24 protein-coding genes are annotated in these 20,198 nt (G+C 64.9%); 15 read left to right on the forward strand and 9 right to left on the reverse strand.

Annotation, left to right across the window (positions count from 1 at the left end; translation table 11 throughout):
• Positions 1–51 precede the first annotated feature (51 nt).
• Together O9281_RS02600 and O9281_RS02605 are read left to right on the forward strand one after the other, a co-directional pair.
• A complete protein-coding gene (locus tag O9281_RS02600) occupies positions 52–408 on the forward strand; it encodes a hypothetical protein (protein WP_298182425.1) in 357 nt (118 codons plus the stop codon).
• Positions 405–1,343: a D-2-hydroxyacid dehydrogenase gene (locus O9281_RS02605; RefSeq protein WP_298182427.1), complete on the forward strand. Its 939-nt coding sequence runs from the start codon at positions 405–407 to the stop codon at positions 1,341–1,343. The genes O9281_RS02600 and O9281_RS02605 overlap by 4 nt, the downstream gene beginning before the upstream one ends.
• A gap of 10 nt (positions 1,344–1,353) precedes the next feature.
• Here the strand turns inward: O9281_RS02605 and O9281_RS02610 are convergent, their stop codons facing one another.
• Both O9281_RS02610 and O9281_RS02615 read right to left on the reverse strand, forming a co-directional pair.
• Complete coding sequence (locus tag O9281_RS02610) at positions 1,354–1,680, reverse strand: antibiotic biosynthesis monooxygenase (RefSeq protein ID WP_298182429.1); 327 nt, start codon at positions 1,678–1,680, stop codon at positions 1,354–1,356.
• Complete coding sequence (locus O9281_RS02615; RefSeq protein WP_298182431.1) at positions 1,677–2,000, reverse strand: NIPSNAP family protein; 324 nt, start codon at positions 1,998–2,000, stop codon at positions 1,677–1,679. Before O9281_RS02615 ends, O9281_RS02610 begins: the two co-directional genes overlap by 4 nt.
• Positions 2,001–2,072: 72 nt before the next feature.
• Here O9281_RS02615 and O9281_RS02620 point away from each other — a divergent pair, with 72 nt between their 5' ends.
• Complete coding sequence (locus tag O9281_RS02620) at positions 2,073–2,765, forward strand: winged helix-turn-helix domain-containing protein (protein WP_298182433.1); 693 nt, start codon at positions 2,073–2,075, stop codon at positions 2,763–2,765.
• On the opposite strand, the gene O9281_RS02625 is transcribed toward O9281_RS02620, so the two are convergent.
• Entirely contained in the window at positions 2,762–3,130 is a 369-nt protein-coding gene (locus O9281_RS02625) for a hypothetical protein (protein ID WP_298182435.1), read from the reverse strand. The genes O9281_RS02620 and O9281_RS02625 overlap by 4 nt on opposite strands.
• Positions 3,131–3,412: 282 nt before the next feature.
• Here O9281_RS02625 and O9281_RS02635 point away from each other — a divergent pair, with 282 nt between their 5' ends.
• Together O9281_RS02635 and O9281_RS02640 are read left to right on the forward strand one after the other, a co-directional pair.
• Positions 3,413–4,063 carry a LexA family transcriptional regulator gene (locus tag O9281_RS02635; protein ID WP_298182439.1) on the forward strand — a complete coding sequence of 217 codons (651 nt, stop codon included), beginning with the start codon at positions 3,413–3,415 and terminating at the stop codon, positions 4,061–4,063.
• Positions 4,064–4,142: 79 nt separating this feature from the next.
• Positions 4,143–4,808: an MBL fold metallo-hydrolase gene (locus O9281_RS02640; RefSeq protein ID WP_298182441.1), complete on the forward strand. Its 666-nt coding sequence runs from the start codon at positions 4,143–4,145 to the stop codon at positions 4,806–4,808.
• A 35-nt stretch (positions 4,809–4,843) separates the two neighbouring features.
• On the opposite strand, the gene O9281_RS02645 is transcribed toward O9281_RS02640, so the two are convergent.
• Positions 4,844–5,239 (reverse strand): MAPEG family protein, encoded by a 396-nt coding sequence (locus O9281_RS02645; protein WP_363321455.1) that lies wholly within the window; start codon positions 5,237–5,239, stop codon positions 4,844–4,846.
• Positions 5,240–5,387: 148 nt separating this feature from the next.
• Between O9281_RS02645 and rpmF the strand changes: the two genes are divergently transcribed.
• The 6 genes from rpmF to O9281_RS02675 all read left to right on the forward strand — a co-directional run bounded on the left by rpmF (position 5,388) and on the right by O9281_RS02675 (position 9,925).
• Positions 5,388–5,567 carry a 50S ribosomal protein L32 gene (gene rpmF, locus O9281_RS02650; RefSeq protein WP_298182442.1) on the forward strand — a complete coding sequence of 60 codons (180 nt, stop codon included), beginning with the start codon at positions 5,388–5,390 and terminating at the stop codon, positions 5,565–5,567.
• Between the two features lie 24 nt (positions 5,568–5,591).
• On the forward strand, positions 5,592–6,644 hold the full coding sequence (gene plsX / locus O9281_RS02655; RefSeq protein ID WP_298182444.1) for a phosphate acyltransferase PlsX: 1,053 nt from the start codon (positions 5,592–5,594) through the stop codon (positions 6,642–6,644).
• Entirely contained in the window at positions 6,641–7,609 is a 969-nt protein-coding gene (locus O9281_RS02660; protein ID WP_298182446.1) for a beta-ketoacyl-ACP synthase III, read from the forward strand. Before plsX ends, O9281_RS02660 begins: the two co-directional genes overlap by 4 nt.
• Positions 7,610–7,720: 111 nt before the next feature.
• Positions 7,721–8,017: an integration host factor subunit alpha gene (locus O9281_RS02665; RefSeq protein WP_298182599.1), complete on the forward strand. Its 297-nt coding sequence runs from the start codon at positions 7,721–7,723 to the stop codon at positions 8,015–8,017.
• Entirely contained in the window at positions 8,014–8,463 is a 450-nt protein-coding gene (locus tag O9281_RS02670) for a MerR family transcriptional regulator (RefSeq protein WP_298182448.1), read from the forward strand. The genes O9281_RS02665 and O9281_RS02670 overlap by 4 nt, the downstream gene beginning before the upstream one ends.
• 28 nt (positions 8,464–8,491) lie before the next feature.
• Positions 8,492–9,925 (forward strand): NAD-dependent succinate-semialdehyde dehydrogenase, encoded by a 1,434-nt coding sequence (locus O9281_RS02675; RefSeq protein ID WP_298182450.1) that lies wholly within the window; start codon positions 8,492–8,494, stop codon positions 9,923–9,925.
• Positions 9,926–9,970: 45 nt separating this feature from the next.
• Here O9281_RS02675 and O9281_RS02680 read toward each other — a convergent pair whose 3' ends face one another.
• On the reverse strand, positions 9,971–11,014 hold the full coding sequence (locus O9281_RS02680) for an amidohydrolase (protein ID WP_298182452.1): 1,044 nt from the start codon (positions 11,012–11,014) through the stop codon (positions 9,971–9,973).
• A 117-nt stretch (positions 11,015–11,131) separates the two neighbouring features.
• Here O9281_RS02680 and O9281_RS02685 point away from each other — a divergent pair, with 117 nt between their 5' ends.
• Entirely contained in the window at positions 11,132–11,911 is a 780-nt protein-coding gene (locus O9281_RS02685; RefSeq protein ID WP_298182453.1) for an SDR family oxidoreductase, read from the forward strand.
• Positions 11,912–11,945: 34 nt separating this feature from the next.
• On the opposite strand, the gene leuA is transcribed toward O9281_RS02685, so the two are convergent.
• A complete protein-coding gene (gene leuA, locus O9281_RS02690) occupies positions 11,946–13,622 on the reverse strand; it encodes a 2-isopropylmalate synthase (protein WP_298182455.1) in 1,677 nt (558 codons plus the stop codon).
• Between the two features lie 253 nt (positions 13,623–13,875).
• Here leuA and O9281_RS02695 point away from each other — a divergent pair, with 253 nt between their 5' ends.
• Genes O9281_RS02695 through O9281_RS02705 form a run of 3 tightly spaced genes read left to right on the forward strand, consistent with a single transcriptional unit; the run spans position 13,876 to position 16,634 of the window.
• Entirely contained in the window at positions 13,876–15,075 is a 1,200-nt protein-coding gene (locus O9281_RS02695; protein WP_298182457.1) for a serine hydrolase, read from the forward strand.
• Between the two features lie 11 nt (positions 15,076–15,086).
• A complete protein-coding gene (locus O9281_RS02700) occupies positions 15,087–15,506 on the forward strand; it encodes a PaaI family thioesterase (protein ID WP_298182459.1) in 420 nt (139 codons plus the stop codon).
• A gap of 3 nt (positions 15,507–15,509) precedes the next feature.
• Positions 15,510–16,634 (forward strand): epoxide hydrolase family protein, encoded by a 1,125-nt coding sequence (locus tag O9281_RS02705; protein ID WP_298182461.1) that lies wholly within the window; start codon positions 15,510–15,512, stop codon positions 16,632–16,634.
• 40 nt (positions 16,635–16,674) lie between these two features.
• Here the strand turns inward: O9281_RS02705 and ilvC are convergent, their stop codons facing one another.
• The 3 genes from ilvC to ilvB form a co-directional block, all read right to left on the reverse strand.
• Complete coding sequence (ilvC, locus tag O9281_RS02710) at positions 16,675–17,694, reverse strand: ketol-acid reductoisomerase (protein WP_298182463.1); 1,020 nt, start codon at positions 17,692–17,694, stop codon at positions 16,675–16,677.
• Between the two features lie 113 nt (positions 17,695–17,807).
• The gene (gene ilvN / locus O9281_RS02715; RefSeq protein ID WP_298182601.1) at positions 17,808–18,323 is read right to left on the reverse strand and encodes an acetolactate synthase small subunit; all 516 of its coding nucleotides are present in this window, start codon (positions 18,321–18,323) and stop codon (positions 17,808–17,810) included.
• Positions 18,324–18,337: 14 nt separating this feature from the next.
• Complete coding sequence (gene ilvB, locus O9281_RS02720) at positions 18,338–20,080, reverse strand: biosynthetic-type acetolactate synthase large subunit (protein WP_298182465.1); 1,743 nt, start codon at positions 20,078–20,080, stop codon at positions 18,338–18,340.
• Positions 20,081–20,198: the final 118 nt, after the last annotated feature.

Raw genomic sequence — 20,198 nt, forward strand, 5'->3', positions numbered from 1 at the left:
TTGGCTGAGGCGGCTTGCCAAGCTGCCTCGCTGCGCTAATCTGGTTGCATGATGCAACCGATCTCCTGGATAGCGCTGGCGCTGGTGCACCTGATGCCGGCGCTGGCCTTCTTCCGTCCGGCGACGCTGACCGCGCTTTATGGAATTCGCGCGGACAACCCGCTGTTCATGCTGATGCACCACCGCGCCGCGCTGTTCCTGGCGGTGTTCGTCGCCTGCCTGTGGGCAGCATGGCGGCCCGAGGCGCGGCAATTGGCGGGGATTGTCACCGCGATTTCGATGCTGGGCTTTCTGTGGCTATACTGGCGCGCCGGAGCGCCACCGGCCCTGCGCACCATTGCGCTGGTTGACCTGATCGGCCTACCGTTCCTGACCTTTGCCCTGTGGGGAGCTTTTCGTCCGTCATGACTGTTGCCGTGCTATCCGCCATCGCCCGCCCGATCCTGGAGCCGCGCCTGCCCGACTGGATCGAGCCGCGCTGGTTCGCCACGACCGAGGAATTGCTGGAGATCGCCGATCAGGCCGAAATCGGCTGGTTCGATCTCTACAAGAAGGAAGACATGGCCGAGGCGGCGCGGCGGGCGACCAGCCTCAAGTGGCTCAACTCGATCTACGCCGGGCTCGATCACATGCCGCTCTCGCTGCTGCATGAGCGCGGCGTGACCGTGACCAACGGCGCCGGGATCAACGCCATCACCATCGCCGAATATGTCGTGATGGGCATGCTGACCGTGGCCAAGGGCTATCGCGAGGTGGTCCGCGCGCAGGACCGCCACGAATGGCTGATGGATTCGCCCGGCAAGCGTGAACTGTTCGGCAGCAAGGCGCTGCTCCTTGGCATGGGCGCGATCGGCAGCCTGATTGCCGAGCGGCTGGCTCCGTTTGGGGTCGAGGTGACCAAGGTCCGCCGCACGCCGGGGCCGGATACCCTGGCGCCCGACCAGTGGCGCGCGCGGCTGGGCGAATTCGATTGGGTGATCCTGGCCGTGCCCGCCACCCCCGAAACCGATGGCATGATCGGCGCGGCCGAGCTCGCGGCGATGAAAAGCGATGCCGTGCTGGTCAACATCGCGCGCGGGGCCGTGGTCGATCAGGATGCGCTGGTTGAGGCGCTCAAGGCCAATCGCATCCACGCGGCTTTCCTGGACGTCACCACGCCCGAACCGCTCCCGGCCGATCACGAGCTGTGGAGCCTGCCCAACGCCCATGTCACCATGCACCTGTCAGGCCGGGCGCAGGACAAGATGTTCATCCGCTCGGTCGAGCGGTTCCTGGTCAACCTGGAACGCTATCGCGCCGGTGAACCGCTCGATCCGGTGATGGACCTGACGCTGGGGTATTAGACGTCCTCCACTAGACCAGCGGCACCTCCTTGCGGTTGTGCAGCGAATAGTCGCGGATCACGGAGGCGACCCGCAGGCGGTAGTCGGCGAAAACCCCGCTGCGGCCGGCTGACTGGGCGGCGCGATGTTCAGCCGTTTCGCGCCAACGCCGCACTGCTTCCTCGTTCTCGAAGAAGGACAGCGACACCAGCTTGCCGGGGTTGGTCAGGCTCTGGAAGCGTTCGACCGAGATGAAACCCTCGATTTCATCGAGCAGCGGGCGCAGGCCTGCCGCTGTGTCGAGATAGGTCTCGTTCTGGCCCGGGGCAGGTTCGACCTCGAAGATCACCGCGATCATTCCCGGCCTCCGTGCGGCGCTGAAACCAGTTTCAGGAAAGTGCGATCCTCGCGCAGCAGGAACTTTTCGCGCTGGGCGAACTCGTAGTTTTCGCGGCCCAGCGGGTCTGCCGCAAGGCGCGCCCGGTAGGCTTCGTATTCGGCCAGACTGGCGATGTTGTAGATGCCATAGGCCAGGGTGCTGGAGCCCTCGTGCGGGGCGAAATAGCCGATCAGGTCGGCCCCGCAGCGCGGGATGGCCTGGCCCCAGTTGCGGGAATATTCGGCAAACTGGTCCTTCTTGGTCGGATCGATGTGATAGCGGATGATGCAGGTAAGCATGGTCTCTCCAGTGGTTTTGGAGAGGCCGATTTACGCTTCACCCTGCCGATATGCTTCGATATGGATCGAAGTATGAAAGAAGGCCCTGACATTGCCCGGATCGCCAACCTGATCGGTGACCCCGCGCGATCGAACATGCTGACCGCGCTGATGTCGGGCAAGGCCCTGACGGCGACCGAACTCGCCAGTGAGGCCGGGATCACCCAGCAGACTGCCAGCTCGCACCTGCGCAAGCTGCTCGATGGCAATCTGGTGACGACCCGCCAGCAGGGGCGCCACCGCTATTTTGCCCTGGCCGATGAACGCGTCGCGCGATCGCTCGAAGTGCTGATGGAGCTCGCCCAGACCACCGGCCATTTGCGCACGCGCACCGGCCCGGCCGATATCCGGCTGCGCGAGGCGCGGGTCTGCTACAACCATCTGGCGGGGCAGATGGCGACGCGGCTGTTCGATCACATGATCAGCCACGGTTACCTGGCGCTGGCACCATCGGGGCTGGCGCTGACCGAACCAGGCGCAGCATTTGTTGGCGCCTTCGGGATCGATATTGCGGATCTTTCCGCCCGGCGCGGCCACCTGTGCCGCGAGTGCCTCGACTGGAGTGAGCGGCGCTCGCATCTGGCGGGCAGTCTGGGCCGGGCGATCCTCGCCCGGATCCTCGATCAGGGTTGGGCTAGGCGGGAAGCGAACTCACGCGCGGTCGTGTTCTCGCCGCGCGGCCGCGCCCAGTTCGAGCGGCTGATCGGCGGCGAGGGCGCCACTTAGCCATCCTCCAGCAGCAGGACCTCGATCTTCAGCACCATGCGGGGCTGGGGCAGCATGGCTTGTTCGATGGAGATCAGGCAGGCATCGGCCACCAGTTGGCCGGGCAGGTCGAATTCGTGATCGGGCAGGGCGGCGATCAGGCTTTCCGCGGCTTCCAGTGCTTCCGCCCCGGTAAAGGCCAGCTCCACGCAATGCTTGGTGCCGGCAAAGGTCGCGCTGGCCCAACTGTGTTCGCTGTGACGCACCAGTTCGGCGCGGCCCTGTCCCAGTTCCAGCAAGGTCGCGAGCAGGCTCAGCCAGGGACGACGGCCCTTGCGGACTCCAGGCTGCCTGAGGATGCGAAGCAGGGCAGGGTCATGCTGCACGGCGGGTTCTCCGATAATCGTTCATGAAATGTTCCAACCGCGATTCTGTTTCCGGGCGGGGTGAGCGGCCATTGCGCAGGTCCTGGACAAAGCGGGGGTCGTGAGTGGCGAGCCGCCCGAACTTGGTCCAGGGCATTCCTGTTTCGTGCAGGAATTGCTCGATCCGGCGTATCAGCATGAGAAGGCGTCCTTTTCTGATCGGTGAGTCGGTGCGGGAACAATCCTGCCTTCACGGGTAAAATCCTACTTGTCTAGGAAAAATACATCGACTAGTACATCTTCATGACCATGGCCGACCCGCGCACCCGTTTGCAGCAACTGGCGACCGAGCAAGGCGTCAGCCTGGCCCGGCTTTCGGAACTGATCGGGCGTAACGCCACGTACTTGCAGCAATTCATCCGCAAGGGCAGCCCGCGCAAGCTGGAGGAAATGGACCGGCGCAAGCTGGCCCGGTTCCTCGGCGTGGACGAGGCGGAGCTGGGCGCGCCGGAGGAAAATTCCTCGCAAGTTATCGAGCAGCCAGCGCGCGGTGATTGGGTTGACGTGCCGCGCCTGCCGCTGGGCGCAGCGGCCGGGGCCGGCGCGCTCGCGTTCGAGGAAATGCCGATCGGAGCCCTGCGCTTTTCGGGACGCTGGCTGCGCGAGCAGGGGCTCGATCCGCGCATGCTCTCGGCGATCCGGGTCGAGGGCGATTCGATGGAGCCGACCCTGCGCGACGGGGACGAGATCCTGGTCGATCGCACGCCGCGGCCCTTGCGCGATGGCATCCACGTGGTGCGCAGCGGGGATGCCTTGCTGGTCAAGCGGCTCGACACCGCGCAGCCAGGGCAGATCGTGCTGGTCAGCGATAATGCCGCCTATCGCCCGATCGAACTGCCGCGCGCGGAAGTGGAGGTGATCGGGCGGGTGGTATGGAAGGGCGGGCGGCTGTGATCGCTGGCGCTGAGGCTTGGGTCGGGGTTAAGTGATCATGACCCTTGCCGCTGCGGGCGCTTGCCGTCATTTAGGCGGCATGACCGAAACCGCCGAACCCCCGATGCGCGTGGGCATCCTGCCCGTCACTCCCTTGCAGCAGAACTGCTCGCTGATCTGGTGCACGAAGACGATGAAGGGCGCGTTGGTCGATCCCGGCGGCGATCTCGACAAGCTGAAGGCGGCCGTGGCCAAGGTCGGGGTGACGATCGAGAAGCTGCTCGTTACCCACGGGCACCTCGATCACTGCGGGCAGACCGGGATCCTGGCGAAGGAACTGGGCGTGCCGATCGAAGGCCCGCACGAGGAGGACCGGTTCTGGATCGCTCAGCTGGACGATGACGGCAAGCGCTGGGGCATGCATGCCGAAACCTTCGAGCCGAACCGCTGGCTGCACGATGGCGACAAGGTGACGGTGGGTGAGCTGGACCTGGACGTGATCCATTGCCCCGGCCACACGCCCGGCCACGTGGTATTCTTCCACGCCCCCTCGCGCTTTGCGATGGTTGGCGATGTGCTGTTCCAGGGGTCGATCGGACGGACCGATTTTCCGCGCGGGAATCACCAGCAACTGGTCGATTCGATCACGCAGAAGCTCTGGCCGCTGGGTGAGGACGTGACCTTTGTTCCCGGCCACGGCCCCACGAGCACTTTCGGTCGCGAACGCAAGACCAATGCCTTCGTCAGCGATTATGTGCTGAGCTAGCCTGCCGCCCCGGCCAGGCCGGCGCGGCTTCAGGCTTACATGTGGCCGAGTACGACCAGCACGGCAACAATTGCCAGGCCCAGCTGGGCCAGCATGGTGATCAGGGTGCCGATCATCCGGCCCTTCGCAAAGCTTGCGCCATCCATGCCGATGCCGTGGCCAACGCGGCCCAGCATGTAGACCGCGCCGACGATCGCGAGCCATTGCCCGCCCTTGCCGGCCAGTTCGATCCCGGCGATGAGCAGCAGCACCCAGGGGGTGTTCTCCACGAAGTTGAGCTGGGCGCGCATCCGGCGTTCGAGCAGCTCGTTACCGCCGGTGCCAATGCTGATCCCGGCCTTGCCGCGGACCTGGCCGCAGCGGACCGAAAGCCACAGATTGATGATCGCCGCAGCAGCAGCCAGCGAAAGCGTAGTGGGTAGCAACATCATCCTCTCCCCTGTTGGTTCGCTCAATGGTCAGGACGGCGCTTGCAACGCGCGCCAAATTCGCTATAGGCGCGCCTTCGCAGCCGCCAGTCCCTTGGATCCAGCGCGGCAACCCTAGACGACCAGACGATATTCAGGAACAGGTGCCGAAATGGCTGTCCCCAAGAGAAAAACGAGCCCGTCCCGCCGGGGCATGCGCCGCAGCCATGATGCGCTGAAGGTTGAAGCATTCCATGAATGCTCGAACTGTGGCGAACTGAAGCGCCCGCACAACATCTGCCCGGCTTGCGGGCATTACAACGGCCGCGAAGTCATCGCCGTCGGGCTCTAAGCCCATCCAACGGGGGGAACTGCGATGAGCCTGCCGCGTATCGCCATCGATGCGATGGGCGGTGACGAAGGCGTGCGTGTGATGGTCGAAGGGGCGGCGCTGGCGCGTCGCCGCCACGACCGTTTCAAGTTTCTGCTGGTCGGTGACGAAGCGCGGATCAAGGACGCGCTGGAGCACCACCCGAACCTGCGCGCGGCCTCTGAAATCCTGCATTGCGAAGATGTGGTGGCGGGCGATGAAAAGCCCACCCAGGCCCTGCGCCGTGCCAAGACCACCTCGATGGGCCTGGCGATCAACGCGGTGAAGACCGGGGCCGCCGGTGCCGCGGTCAGCGCCGGCAATACCGGTGCGCTGATGGCCATGGCCAAGCTGGCCCTGCGGACCATGCCCGGGATCGACCGTCCGGCGCTGTCTGCCCTGATGCCGACCCTCGGCGAGAATGACGTGGTCATGCTCGACCTGGGCGCCAATACCGATTGCGATGCCCGCAACCTGGTGCAGTTCGCGATCATGGGCGCAGCCTATTCGCGGATCATCACTGGCCGCGATCATCCGCGTGTCCGCCTGCTCAATATCGGTAGCGAGGAAACCAAGGGCACCGAGGCGCTGCGCGATGCGGCCGCCCAGCTCAATTCCCACACCGAACTCTCGTTGCGCTTTGACGGCTTTACCGAGGCCGACAAGATCAACCGCGGCGATGTAGACGTGGTGGTGACCGACGGCTTTTCGGGCAATATCGCCCTCAAGGCGATCGAAGGAACGGCCCGCTTCGTGGCGGATCTGCTGCGCCGCTCGTTCGCTTCGTCGCTGCGCTCGAAGGTCGGCTTCCTGATCTCGCGTCCGGCGACCGAGCTGCTCAAGCACCATCTCGATCCCAACAACCACAACGGCGCGGTGTTCCTGGGGCTGAACGGCATTGTCGTGAAGAGCCACGGTTCGGCCTCGGCGCTGGGCGTGGCCAATGCCGTGGCGGTTACCGCGCGGCTGCTCGAAGAAAACCTGACCAGCCGGATCGCCGCCGAACTCGAGCATTTCGGGGCCGAATCGATCCGCAACAAGGGCAAGACGGCGCAATGACACTTCGCTCGGTTCTGGTTGGTACGGGTTCGGCCCTGCCGGAACGCGCAGTTTCAAATGCCGAACTGGCCGAGCGGGTCGACACCAGCGACGAATGGATCGTCGAGCGGACCGGCATCCGTTCGCGTCACCTGGCCGGTGAGGGGGAAACGACTTCCAGCCTCGCCACTGCCGCCGCGCGCGCCGCGCTGGCTGCGGCCGGGCTGGAACCGCAGGATATCGGCCTGATCGTGCTGGCCACCTGCACACCCGATCAGACCTTTCCGGCCAGCGCGACGATCGTCCAGGACCAGCTTGGCTGCCATGGCGGAATCGCCTTCGATGTCGGCGCGGTCTGTTCCGGCTTCCTTTATGCCCTGGGCGTGGCCGATTCGATGCTGCGCACTGGCGCCGCGAAGCGTGCCTTGGTAATCGGTGCCGAGACGATGAGCCGGATCCTTGACTGGGAGGATCGCACCACCTGCGTCCTGTTCGGCGACGGGGCCGGGGCCGTGGTGCTCGAAGCGCGCGATGTGGCCGAGGATGGCCCGGGCATTCTGGCCAGCCGGCTGCATGCCGACGGCGCGCATAACGAACTGCTCTATGTCGATGGCGGGCCTTCCACCACCGGCACGGTCGGCCACATCCGCATGCGGGGCCGCGAGGTGTTCCGCCATGCCGTGGTCAACCTGGCCGAGGTGCTGGGCGAAGTGCTGGCGGACACCGGCCATACGCCGGACCAGCTCGACTGGGTGGTGCCGCACCAGGCCAATCAGCGCATCCTTGATGCGACCGCGAAAAAGCTTGGCCTGCCGCCGGAGAAGGTGGTGGTAACGGTCGATCGCCACGCCAACACTTCGGCCGCCTCGGTGCCGCTGGCGCTGGACGCCGCGATCCGTGACGGGCGGATCCAGCCGGGTCAGCTGGTCATGCTGGAAGCGATGGGTGGTGGCTTCACCTGGGGCGCGAGCCTGTTTCGGGTCTGAGCCCGCTTTATTCCAAATCAACCACTTTCAAGGGCTTCGTTGCATTCTTCCGGTAAACGGCTATCGTTGACACGGGGTCGAAATAGCTATGTTTCGGGGAAGGTGGCAAAAATGCGCTCGATGCAAACTTTGACGAGGGCCGATCTGGCCGAAGCAATCAATCGCAAGGTGGGATTGTCCCGTGCGGACTCGCTGGGGATGGTGGAAGCCATTCTCGATCACATGGGTAACGCACTGGAAAGTGGCGAGAATGTGAAGATATCCGGGTTTGGCACCTTCCTGCTTCGGGACAAGACGCAGCGCATTGGCCGCAACCCCAAGACCGGGGTGGAAGTGCCGATCACGCCACGCCGGGTGCTGACATTCCGGGCCAGCCAGATGCTTAAGGACCGGATCGCCAAAGGGTGACCGGGCCTGACCTCTTCTCGGCCGATTCGCGCCACGCCGGTTTTGCCGACGGGAAGGAAGAGGGTGCGCTGCGCACGATCGGGGAAGTGGCCAAGGCGCTGGGCATCCGTCAGCATGTCCTGCGCTATTGGGAAGAACAGTTCCCCATGTTGAAGCCGCTCAAACGCAGCGGCGGGCGTCGATACTACCGGCCGGAAGATGTTGCCCTGGTTGAGGCAATTGACCGGCTGGTTCATCGCGAGGGTTATACCTTGCGCGGCGCGCGCCAGGCCTTGAGCGGAGGCAAGGCGGCCCGGTCGGCAGCGGCTGCCAAAGTGGCCGAGCAGGCGCCTCTGGCAGCTGAGCCGCAAGCCGGGTCGGCCCCTGTTCCGACCAATGCCTTTGCCCTGCGTGCGCGGTTGATTGCGCTGCGCACTACACTGGTCAAGGCGCTGCACGACAGCTAATCCCTCGCCCCAGAGAGCGAGGATACCCATGACCCAGACTTACGACGCCGACCTGGCGCTGTTCATCAATGGCAGCTGGAAAATCGGGGAGGGGCGCGACCTGTTCCCGGTCGTAGACCCGGCCCGCGGCGAAACCATTGCCGAAGTGCCACTGGCCAGCCCGGCTGATCTTAACGAGGCGCTCGCCGCCGCCGAGCGCGGCTTTGCCCTGTGGAAGAACACCCCGGCCGAGCAGCGCGCGGCCGTGCTGACCAAGGCCGCCGCGCTGCTGCGCGAACGGGCCGATGGCATCGCCCGGCTGCTGACCATGGAACAGGGCAAGCCGCTGGCCGAGGCGCGCGGCGAAGTGATGTCCAGCGCGGGGTTGTTCGATTGGTGCGCGGCCGAAGCCACCCGGATCTATGGCCGGGTGCTGGTGCGCCCCACCGGCCAGCGCGCGCTGGTGACGAAGCAACCGGTCGGCCCGGTCGCGGCTTTCAGCCCATGGAACTTCCCGATCTACCTGTTGGCCAAGAAGCTGGGTCCGGCGCTCGCCACGGGCTGTTCGGTGATTGCCAAGCCGCCGGAGGAAACTCCCGGCTGCACCGGGGCGCTGGTGCGCTGCCTGCTGGATGCGGGCCTGCCGGCCGACGTGGTGCAGCTGGTCCATGGTGTGCCCGATGCGGTCAGCCGCCACCTGCTGGCCTCACCCGTCATCCGCAAGGTCAGCTTCACCGGCTCGGTCCCGGTCGGCAAGCACCTGATGCGGCTGGCGGCCGATGGCTTGAAGCGCGTGACGATGGAACTGGGCGGCCATGCCCCGGTCCTGGTGTTCGACGATTGCGACCTCGAAAAGACGCTCGACATGGTCGTGCCGCAGAAGTTCCGCAACGCCGGGCAAGTCTGCGTTTCGCCGACGCGGTTCTATGTCCAGCAGGGCATCTATGACCGTTTCGTCGAAGGCTTTGCCGCGCGCGCGGGAAAGGTCCAGACCGGCCACGGGCTGGATGGCGAAACACAGATGGGGCCCCTGGCCAATGTCCGTCGCCCCGCTGCGATCGAGGCGCTGGTCGAGGATGCGCGGGCCAAGGGTGCGCGGGTGATGGCGGGGGGCAGCCGCGGCAATGCCGGGTTCTTCTTCCAGCCGACCCTGCTCGCCGATGTTCCGGACAGCGCTGATATCATGAGCAACGAGCCGTTCGGCCCGGTCGCCGTGGCGGCCCCGTTCACCGATCTGGACGATGCTATCGCCAAGGCCAACCGCCTGCCCTATGGCCTCGCTGCCTTCACCTTTACCGAGCAGATGCGCCGCGCCAACCTGCTGGGCGATGCGCTGGAAAGCGGGATGGTGGGGATCAACACCTTCGCCATCTCGGTCCCGGATTCGCCGTTTGGCGGGGTCAAGGACTCGGGCTTTGGCAGCGAAGGCGGGATCGAGGGGATGGAAAGCTACCTCGTCACCAAGGCGATCCATCAGGCCTAAGCGGCGCGGGGGTGCGGGCGAACCGCACCCCCGGCCGGTTCATCATCAGCCGAGCAGGTATTCCAGCCCATAGAAGCGCGCCGCCGTGCCGGCATAAAGCGCGCGCTTTTCATCGGCACTGGCCCCCAGCGTCAGTCGCTTGAAGGCGTTCCACAGCACCGGATAGCTCGCGCCCCACTTGTCGACCGGGTAATTGCTTTCGAACATGGCCCGGTCCGGCCCGAAGGCCTCGATGCAGGTTTCGATATAGGGGCGCCACATCGCCGCCAGCACTTCCGATGACAGTCCCGCTTCCGGCCCGTGATCGGGCATGCCGGCAAAGGACATGGCGAGGCCGCCCAGCTTGACCGACACGTTGGGGCATTCGGCAATCGCCTTGATCGAAGCACGCCAGGTGTCGAACCGTTCGTGCAGCTTGCCGTGGTACGAGCCCATGCCCAGCGGGGTGCCGCAGTGATCGAGCACGATCGGCTGGTCGGGGAAAGCCTTGGCCAGGCTCAGGAAATCGCCCAGCTGCGGTTCCAGCAGCCAGGCATCGAAAGTCAGCCCGCGCTTGCCCAGTTCGGCAAAGCCTTCGCGGAACTTGCTGTCGAGATAGAGCCCGGCCGGCGCGTGGAACGGCGGGCCCAGCACATCGGGATCGGCATCCCAGGCGGCGGCATGGCGAATGCCACGGAACCGGTCCGGCGCGGCTGAGGCCAGCGCATCGAGCACCGCGCCGGCCGCGCTGCCGCGGGTCAGGTCGGCATGACCGATGATTGCCGCGCAGGGCCGCATCGCGCCATAAAGCCCACTGGCGCCCTGGGCGGCAACGCCGTTCACATATTCGACCTCGCCGACCACCTTCAGTGCTTCATCGGCCCCGGCGCGGTAGAAGGCGCCGCATTCCATGTAGACCGTGCCGATCACGTTTTGGCCGCTGGTCATGTCGGCGTGCAGTTCGTTGAAGGTGTAATAGGGTGAACGCGCCACCGAAGCGACGAAGTGATGATGCGGCTCCGGAAAGGCGCCCATCACCGGGCGCAGGTCCCACAGGTGGTGATGGGGATCGATGATCGGCAGTTCAGGCTCGAGGATCGCTTCGCTCACTGGTTCACTCCTCTCTGGTTCTGTTTGGCCCGCAGCTTATGGTGCCGGGCGGGTTTGACAAGCGCAGACCGCCCTCGCATTAACCGATCGATTAAAAAGATGGGTGAGGGATAGGCCATGGCATCACTGTTCGATCTGACCGGCAAGGTCGCGCTGGTAACCGGGGGCAACAGCGGGATCGGCCTGGGTATGGCCGAAGGGCTGGCCCAACATGGCGCGACGGTGGTGATCTGGGGCACCAATGCCGAGCGCAACGAGATTGCGGCGGCGCAGCTTCGCCAGCATGGTGGCGAGGTTCGCCATGCCCGGATCGACGTGTCCGACGAAGCGGCGGTCGCGGCCGGGATCGCGGGCATTGTCGCGGAGTTCGGGCGGCTTGACCAGGCGATTGCCAACGCGGGTATATCCATTCCGCGCAAGAGCCTGTTCGACATCTCGACCGCCGACTTGGAACGGATCGAGGCGATCAACATCCACGGGGTGCTTTACACTCTCCGAGAGGCGGCGCGGCACATGATCGCGCGGCATGAGGCGGGCGACAGCGGCGGTTCGCTGGTGGGCATTTCCTCGACTTCGGCGATTCACGGTGCGGCCCGCAACGAGCATTATGCTGCCACCAAGGGCGCGGTCGTCACCATGATCCGCGCCATGGCTGTCGAACTGGCGCGCTATGGCATTACCGCCAACAGCATCCTACCCGGCTGGACCCGATCCGGCCTGACCGAAGGCCTGCAAGGCTGGGACAAGTTCAACGAGGCGGTGATCAGCCGGGTGCCGACCGGTGGCTGGATGGACGGTTCGGATTTTGCCGCGATCGCGGTCTACCTCGCCAGCCGCGCATCGCGCCACCACACTGGCGATTCGATCGTGATCGACGGGGGCTACACGATCTATTGATCGCCCCCGCCTGATCCTCGGTCAGAAGTGCTGGCTAGGCCCGCGCCAAGCCATTGGCGGCGCTCAGCACGGCCCGGACGGAAGCAGTCGCCACGTCCTCGTCAATGCCGACGCCCCAGATGGTTTTGCCGTCCGGGCCGATGCATTCGACATAGGCCGCCGCACGGGCATCGGACCCGGCGCCCATGGCGTGCTCGGAATAGTCCTTCACTTCCAGCTTCTCGCCAAAGCTCTCCGCCAGGGTCGCCACGACTGAGCTGATCAGGCCATTGCCACGCCCGGAAACGGTCTGTTCCTTGTCATCGACGGCAATCTTGCCGGCGAAGACGCGGGTGCCGTCGGCAGCCTTCGATTCCTCGTAGTCGACCAGCTGGAAATGCTGCGGCGTGCTGAGCTTGTAGGTCCGCTGGAACACCTCCCAGATGTCGTCGGCAAACAGTTCGCGGCCCACTTCGTCGGCCAGGTTCTGGACATGGCCGGAGAAGTGCGCCTGCATCTTCTTGGGCAGCTTCAGCCCCTGGTCCTGTTCCAGCACCCAGGCAAAGCCGCCCTTGCCGGACTGCGAGTTGACCCGGATCACCGCTTCATAGCTGCGGCCCAGATCCGCCGGATCGATCGGAAGATAGGGCATCTCCCAGGCCTCGTCGTTCTGCTGTTCGCGCGCGGCGAAGCCCTTCTTGATCGCGTCCTGGTGGCTGCCGGAGAACGAGGTGTAGACCAGTTCGCCCACGTAAGGATGGCGCGGGTGGATCGGCAGCTGGTTGCAGTATTCCACTGTCTTCGCGATCGCATCGATGTCCGAAAAATCGAGCCCCGGATCGACCCCCTGCGTGTACATGTTGAGCGCAACGGTCACGAGATCGCAGTTGCCGGTGCGTTCGCCATTGCCGAACAGGCAGCCCTCGACCCGGTCGCCTCCAGCCATCAGCCCCAGTTCGCAAGCGGCGATGCCGGTGCCGCGATCGTTATGGGTGTGCAGCGAAATGACCACCTTGTCGCGGTCCGGGATCGAGCGGCTGAACAGCTCGACCTGGTCGGCATAGACGTTGGGCGTCGCGCATTCGACCGTGGCGGGCAGATTGAAGATGATCGGCTTGGCGGTGGTCGGCTGGAGTACTTCCATTACCGCCGCGCAGACCTCGACCGAGAAATCGACCTCGGCGGTCGAGAAGGTTTCGGGGCTGTACTCGAAGTGCCAGTCGGTACCGTGATACTTCGCCGCCTGGTCGCGCATCACCTTGGCGCCCTCGATGGCGATCTGCTTGATCTCTTCCCGGCTCATCCCGAAGACGATCCGGCGCCAGGCGGGGGAGACGGCATTGTAGACGTGGACGATGGCCTTCTCCGCGCCTTCCAGGCTGGCAAAGGTCGTCTCGATCAGGTCGCGGCGCGACTGGGTCAGCACCTGCGGCGTCACGTCCGAGGGAATCCGGCCGGACTTGACCAGGCCCGAGATGAAATCGAAATCGGTCGCGCCCGAAGCGGGGAAGCCCACCTCGATCTCCTTCACGCCCACTTTCAGCAGCAGGTCGAAGAAGCGGCTCTTCTTCTCCGCGCCCATCGGATCGATCAGCGCCTGGTTGCCATCGCGCAGGTCGGTGGAAAGCCAGCGCGGGGCCTTGTCGATCACGCGACTGGGCCACTGCCGGTCGGGCAGGTTGATGGGCGGGAAGGGGCGGTACTTGACCCCGGGGTTCTTCAGCATGGTCATGGCGTGGTCTCTGCGTAGCTCTGCGATTGTCTGGGTGTGCCGGAAAGTCCCTTGGGCGATGCTGCGCGCCCGAGGATGGCACGCCCGCTCACGCCCAAGGGCGGATAAGTCGCAGGGTAAGGCCAAACAGAGTGGTCATGGACCGAGCCTATGGAGTCTCGAACCCGGCTTGTAAAGCCAGCAATGCGCATTCGTTGCTTTGACCTGGGACTCGCGGCAATAGGGTTGCTCAATCAGTGACCGGAAAGACCGAATGAGATTCGACCCAGCCCGCCTTGCCCGCATTCCCGCCTTCATCAAGGATCGCTACCTCGATACCGGCAAGCTGCCCCATGCCCAGGTGCTGGTGGCGCACCGGGGCGAGATCGCCCACTTTTCCTCGCAGGGCGCGGCGCGCGAGGGTGATGGCAAGCAGATCGATGAAAGCACGATCTTCCGCATCGCTTCCATGACCAAGCCGGTCACCTCGGTGGCCTTCATGCAGTTGCTGGAACAGGCGAGGGTTGCGCTTGATACGCCGGTCCATCACGTGCTGCCGGAATTCAAAGACCTGGCGGTCTACAATGGTGGCGGGGCGGGGGTGCCGTTCCTGACCAGGGCCTGCACCCGGCCGATGCAGATGGTCGACCTGCTGCGCCACACCTCGGGCCTGACCTATGGCTTCCAGAACCGCACCAATATCGATGCCGCCTATCGCGAGGGCAAGATCGAGAACTGGCATGGCAACCTGACGCTGGACGAATTCATCGCCGCACTGGGCAAGCTGCCGCTCGAATTCTCGCCCGGCGAGGCCTGGAACTACTCGGTGTCGACCGACGTGCTGGGCGCAGTGGTGGAACGCCTGTCGGGCCAGCCGCTGCACGAGTATTTCGAGCAGCACATCTTCGCGCCGCTCAAGATGGTCGACACCGGCCTCATGGTCCCGGCTGACAAGCTGCACCGCCTGCCCGATTGCTACAGCTTCGTGCCGGGCAAGGGGAAGGTGCTGTTCGATCGCGGCGCGGAAAGCCTGTGGGCGAAGATGCCGCGGCTGGTTTCGGGCGGGGGCGGGCTGGTTTCGACCGCGCTCGACTATCACCGCTTCAACACCATGCTGCTCAATGGTGGCGAGCTGGATGGCGCACGAATCCTCGGGCGCAAGTCGATCGAGCTGATGACGCTCAACCACCTGCCCGATGATGGCGATCTGGCCTCGTGGTCGAAGTCGCTGTTCAGCGAGGCGACCAATGCCGGCGTCGGGTTCGGCCTGGGCTTTGCGGTCAACCTCGATCCGGTGCGGACGATGATCCCGGGTTCGGTCGGCGAGTATTACTGGGGCGGGATGTATTCCACGGCCTTCTTCGTCGACCCGGTTGAGGAGATCACCATGGTCTTCATGACCCAGCTGGCCCCCAGCAGCACTTACCCGATCCGGCGCGAGTTGAAGACGCTGATCTATTCGGCGCTGGCCTGAAGGAACCGACGGTGAGCGTTGACAGCCTTTACGAGACGATGGGCCTTGTCCGCATCGTCGAGATGAACCCCGAAGGCCGTTCGCGGCTGGAATACGAGGCGCGCGCCAACCAGTGCCATTCCGGCGGAGTAGTGCAGGGCGGCTTCGTGACCGGCTGGATCGATGCGGCCATGGCCCATGCGGTGATCGCCGTGCTGGGCCACGATGTCACGCCGATGAGCCTGGAGATCAAGGTCAGCTTCTTCGCGCCTGTGCGCCCCGGGCGGGTGATTGCCGAAGGCTGGATCGAGCGGCGCGGCAAGAAGACCGCCTTTGTCGAAGGGCAGCTGTTGGATATTGACGGCAATGTGTTGGCCAAGGGCAGCTCGACCGTGACACTGTTCGATCGCGGCAAGGTTGAAGCTGCCGCCAAGGCAGCGCTGCAAGGATAGACCATGAGCGAAATCAAGCCTTTCACCCTCGCGATCCCGCAGGCGCAGCTGGACGATCTCGATGCCCGGCTGGACCTCGCCCGCTGGCCGGAAAAGGAGCCGGTCGATGACTGGTCGCAGGGTACGCCGCTCGCCGTGCTGCAGGACCTCGTCGGCTACTGGCGCAAGGGCTATGACTGGCGGCGGTGCGAGGCGCGGCTGAATGGGCTGGGCCAGTACAAGACCGAGATCCAGGGGCTGGACATCCATTTCCTGCACGTCCGATCACCGCGCGCCGATGCCATGCCGCTCGTCATCACACACGGCTGGCCGGGCTCGGTGATCGAGTTCATGGGCGTGATCGAGGCGCTGACCAATCCGCCCGCGGGCGAACTTGCTTTCCACGTCGTCGCCCCATCGCTGCCGGGCTTCGGTTTCTCGGGCAAGCCGAGCGAAACCGGCTGGGGTGTGCCAAAGATCGCCTTTGCCTGGGCCGAACTGATGCAGCGGCTGGGTTACAATCGCTGGGTGGCACAGGGCGGTGACTGGGGATCGGCCGTGACCACCGCGATCGGCCTGATCAAGCCGCCGGGGTGCCTGGGCATCCACCTGAACATGCCGATCGCCCGGCCGCTGCCCGAAGACCTCGCCAATCCCTCGCCAGCCGAGCAAAAGGCGCTGGTCGCGTTGCAGCATTACCAGGACTGGGATTCGGGCTATTCCAAGCAGCAGAGCACCCGGCCGCAGACGGTGGGTTACGGGCTGGTGGACAGTCCTGTCGGTCTCGCTGGCTGGATCTTCGAGAAGATGTGGGCCTGGACCGACAATACCGGATCGCCCTTCGATGCGCTGAGCCGCGATGCCATTCTCGACAACATCATGCTTTACTGGCTGCCCGGCAACGGCGCCTCAGCCGCGCGGCTCTACTGGGAGAGCTTCAATGCCTTCGCCCCGGTGGAAATTGAGCTGCCGACGGCGGTCAGCGCCTATCCGCGCGAAATCCTGCCAACGCCGCGCAAATGGGCGGAGCGCAGCCTGAAGAACCTTGTCCACTGGGGGGATATGGAAAAAGGCGGCCACTTTGCCGCCTGGGAACAGCCCGAAGCCTTCGTTGGCGAATTGCGCACGGCCTTCGGCAAGATGGTCTAGCGCGCCGCCCCGAACCTGGCCGGGGCGGCGCGCTGAACGCTCAGTTCTTGTCCTGATCGACCAGCTTGTTGGCGCCGATCCACGGCATCATGGCGCGCAGCGCGGCACCGGTCTGCTCGATCGGGTGCGCGGCGGCGGCCTTGCGAGCGGCTTTCAGCTCCGGCTGGCCGGCGCGGTTGTCGAGCACAAAGTTCTTCACGAAGCGGCCCGACTGGATATCGGCCAGCACGCGCTTCATCTCGGCCTTGGTTTCGGCGGTGATGATCCGCGGGCCGGTGGTGATGTCGCCATATTCGGCCGTGTTGCTGATCGAATAGCGCATGTTGGCGATGCCGCCTTCATAGAGCAGGTCGACGATCAGCTTGGTTTCGTGGAGGCACTCGAAATAGGCCATTTCCGGGGCGTAACCAGCTTCGACCAGGGTTTCGAACCCGGCCTGGATCAGGTGGGTGATCCCGCCGCAGAGCACGGCCTGCTCACCGAACAGGTCGGTTTCGCATTCTTCCTTGAAGTTGGTTTCGATGATGCCCGAGCGGCCACCGCCAACGCCCGAGGCATAGGCCAGCGCGACATCGAGCGCATTGCCGGTGGCGTCCTGGTGGACAGCGACGAGGCACGGCACGCCGCCGCCCTTGAGGTATTCGCCGCGCACGGTGTGGCCAGGGCCCTTGGGCGCGATCATGATCACGTCGATATCGGCGGGCGCCTCGATCAGCCCGAAGTGGATGTTGAGGCCGTGGGCAAAGGCCAGGGCCGAACCGGGGCGCAGGTTGCCCTTGATGTCATCGGCCCAGATCGCAGCCTGATGTTCGTCGGGGGCCAGGATCATCAGGATGTCGGCCCAGGCAGCGGCTTCCTTGTTGGGCAGCACCTTGAAACCGGCGGCTTCGGCCTTGCGGGCACTGGCCGAACCGGGACGCAGCGCGATCGCCACTTCCTTGACCCCGCTGTCGCGCAGGTTCTGCGCGTGGGCGTGGCCCTGGCTGCCATAGCCAAGCACGGCGATCTTCTTGCCCGTGACCAGGTTCAGGTCGCAATCGGCGTCGTAGTAAACCTTCATTGTCGCTTCCGTTTCCTAACTTGTCGTTCCCGCGCACGCGGGAACCCATGGACTGCCCTTGCACCATGGATCCCCGCCTGCGCGGGGATGACACGGTGAATGAAAAAGTGCCGCTAAACCGCTTCGGCCCCGCGCATCATGCCGACCACCCCGGTGCGGCCCACTTCGACCAGCCCCAGCTCGCGCATCAGGCTGACGAAGCGGTCGATCTTGTCCGGCGCGCCGGTCAGTTCGAAAATGAAGCTGCTGGTCGTGGTGTCGACCACGCTCGCGCGGAACACGTCGGCCAGGCGTAGTGCTTCGACCCGGGCCTCGCCTGTGCCGGCCACCTTGACCAGTGCCAGCTCGCGCTCGACGTGGGCCCCGGCCTCGGTCAGATCGATCACCTTGTGGACCGGCACCAGCCGTTCCAGCTGGGCGTGGATCTGGTCGATCACCTGGGGCGGGCCGTGGGTGACGATGGTGATCCGGCTGACCGCGTGGTTCTCGGTAATGTCAGCCACGGTCAGGCTGTCGATGTTATAGCCGCGCGCGGTGAACAGGCCGGCGATCTTGGCCAGGATCCCGGCTTCGTTGTCGACCGTGATGGTCAGGACGTGGCGTTCCGACGCCTGCTGTTTGATCTTCATCATCGGAGCGTTCCTTACACCAGCGCCTTGGCTTCGTCGTCCATGGTCCCGGCAACCTGATCGCCATAGAGGATCATGTCGGTATGCGCCGCGCCGCTGGGGATCATAGGGAAGCAGTTGGCTTCCTTGTGGACCAGGCAATCGACGATCACCGGCCCCGGATGATCGAGCATCGCCTGGATACCGGCGTCCAGCTGGCCTTCGTTCTCGATCCGGATGCCCTTCCAGCCATAGGCCTCGGCCAGCTTCACGAAATCGGGCAAGCTGTCCGAATAGCTTTCCGAATAGCGGCTTTCATAGGTCAGTTCCTGCCACTGGCGGACCATGCCCATCCATTCGTTGTTGAGGATGAAGACCTTGACCGGCAGGCGATACTGTGTGGCCGTGCCCAGTTCCTGGATGTTCATCTGGATCGAGGCATCGCCGGCAATGTCGATCACCAGGCTGTCGGGATTGCCCAGCTGCGCGCCGATCGCGGCGGGCAGGCCATAGCCCATGGTGCCGAGCCCGCCCGAGGTGAGCCACTTGTTCGGCGCAAAGAACGGGAAGTACTGCGCCGCCCACATCTGGTGCTGGCCCACTTCGGTGGAGATCACCGGATCGCGGTGCCTGGTCAGTTCATAGAGCCGCTCGATCGCCAGCTGGGGCATGATCGCCTGCGGATTGGCCGGATAGGCCAGGCTCTGGCGCGCGCGCCAGCCATCGATGCGCGATTTCCACTCGGTCAGGTCCTGGGCCTTGCGATCGCCCCAGGCGTCGAGCAGCTGTTCCAGCACCTCGGCGCAATCGCCCAGGATCGGCAGGTCGACCGGCACCGTCTTGTTGAACGAGGAGCGGTCGATATCGATGTGGATTTTGGTCGAATGGGGCGAGAAGGCATCGAGCCGCCCGGTCACCCGGTCATCGAACCGCGCGCCCACGCAGACGATCAGGTCCGCCTTGTTCATCGCCATGTTCGATTCGTAAGTGCCGTGCATGCCCAGCATGCCCAGCCAGTCGGCATGGTCGGCCGGGAAGGCGCCCAGGCCCATGAGGGTGGAAGTAACCGGCGCGCCGGTCTTTTCCTGCAGCTCGCGCAGCAGTTCGGTGGCGCGCGGGCCGGAATTGATCACGCCGCCGCCGGTATAGAGGATCGGCGCGCGGGCATTGCCGATCAGTTCGATCGCGCGGGCAATGTCCTTGTCGGTCCCGCGCAGAGTCGGCGTGTAGCGGTTGCGACGCTGCGGCGCGCCGTGGCTGAAGCTGGCGACCGCAACCTGCACGTCCTTGGGAATGTCGATCACGACCGGGCCGGGGCGGCCTTCCGTGGCGATCTGGAAAGCCTCGTCGATCGTCGCGGCCAGTTCCGCCGGGTCCTTCACCAGGTAGTTGTGCTTGGTGCAGTGGCGGGTGATGCCGACGGTATCGGCTTCCTGGAAAGCGTCCGAACCGATCAGGCCAGTAGCGACCTGGCCGGTGATCACCACCAGCGGGATCGAATCCATGAAGGCATCGGCAATGCCGGTCACCGCATTGGTTGCGCCGGGGCCGGAGGTGACCAGCACCACGCCGGGCTTGCCGGTGGAACGAGCATAGCCTTCGGCGGCATGGGCCGCGCCGGCTTCGTGCCGGACCAGGATGTGGCGAATGCGCGGATCGGCGAACAGGGCGTCGTAAATCGGCAGCACCGCGCCCCCGGGATAACCGAAGACGAATTCGACCCCCTGGCGGACCAGGCTTTCGACCAGGATGCTTGCGCCGCTGCGCTCTTCACTCACCGTAACAGTCCTTCATCATTCTTGCCGCCCCTATCAAAGAACCGACCCGGCACAGTGGCCTGTACCGGGTCGCCCTCTCCAACTCGTGCGGGCCTGCCGTGGGCAGGAAGTGACCCGG

Origin of the sequence: Novosphingobium sp., assembly GCF_027531025.1 — a bacterium.
In the GTDB taxonomy this organism is placed as follows: domain Bacteria; phylum Pseudomonadota; class Alphaproteobacteria; order Sphingomonadales; family Sphingomonadaceae; genus Novosphingobium.

Coding starts and splice junctions, on each gene's coding strand:
- O9281_RS02600 (WP_298182425.1), top strand. CDS start 52: ATGCAACCGATCTCCTGGATAGCGCTGGCGCTGGTGCACCTGATGCCG.
- O9281_RS02605 (WP_298182427.1), top strand. CDS start 405: ATGACTGTTGCCGTGCTATCCGCCATCGCCCGCCCGATCCTGGAGCCG.
- O9281_RS02610 (WP_298182429.1), bottom strand. CDS start 1,680: ATGATCGCGGTGATCTTCGAGGTCGAACCTGCCCCGGGCCAGAACGAG.
- O9281_RS02615 (WP_298182431.1), bottom strand. CDS start 2,000: ATGCTTACCTGCATCATCCGCTATCACATCGATCCGACCAAGAAGGAC.
- O9281_RS02620 (WP_298182433.1), top strand. CDS start 2,073: ATGAAAGAAGGCCCTGACATTGCCCGGATCGCCAACCTGATCGGTGAC.
- O9281_RS02635 (WP_298182439.1), top strand. CDS start 3,413: ATGACCATGGCCGACCCGCGCACCCGTTTGCAGCAACTGGCGACCGAG.
- O9281_RS02640 (WP_298182441.1), top strand. CDS start 4,143: ATGACCGAAACCGCCGAACCCCCGATGCGCGTGGGCATCCTGCCCGTC.
- O9281_RS02645 (WP_363321455.1), bottom strand. CDS start 5,239: ATGATGTTGCTACCCACTACGCTTTCGCTGGCTGCTGCTGCGGCGATC.
- rpmF (WP_298182442.1), top strand. CDS start 5,388: ATGGCTGTCCCCAAGAGAAAAACGAGCCCGTCCCGCCGGGGCATGCGC.
- plsX (WP_298182444.1), top strand. CDS start 5,592: ATGAGCCTGCCGCGTATCGCCATCGATGCGATGGGCGGTGACGAAGGC.
- O9281_RS02660 (WP_298182446.1), top strand. CDS start 6,641: ATGACACTTCGCTCGGTTCTGGTTGGTACGGGTTCGGCCCTGCCGGAA.
- O9281_RS02665 (WP_298182599.1), top strand. CDS start 7,721: ATGCGCTCGATGCAAACTTTGACGAGGGCCGATCTGGCCGAAGCAATC.
- O9281_RS02675 (WP_298182450.1), top strand. CDS start 8,492: ATGACCCAGACTTACGACGCCGACCTGGCGCTGTTCATCAATGGCAGC.
- O9281_RS02685 (WP_298182453.1), top strand. CDS start 11,132: ATGGCATCACTGTTCGATCTGACCGGCAAGGTCGCGCTGGTAACCGGG.
- leuA (WP_298182455.1), bottom strand. CDS start 13,622: ATGACCATGCTGAAGAACCCCGGGGTCAAGTACCGCCCCTTCCCGCCC.
- O9281_RS02695 (WP_298182457.1), top strand. CDS start 13,876: ATGAGATTCGACCCAGCCCGCCTTGCCCGCATTCCCGCCTTCATCAAG.
- O9281_RS02705 (WP_298182461.1), top strand. CDS start 15,510: ATGAGCGAAATCAAGCCTTTCACCCTCGCGATCCCGCAGGCGCAGCTG.
- ilvC (WP_298182463.1), bottom strand. CDS start 17,694: ATGAAGGTTTACTACGACGCCGATTGCGACCTGAACCTGGTCACGGGC.
- ilvN (WP_298182601.1), bottom strand. CDS start 18,323: ATGAAGATCAAACAGCAGGCGTCGGAACGCCACGTCCTGACCATCACG.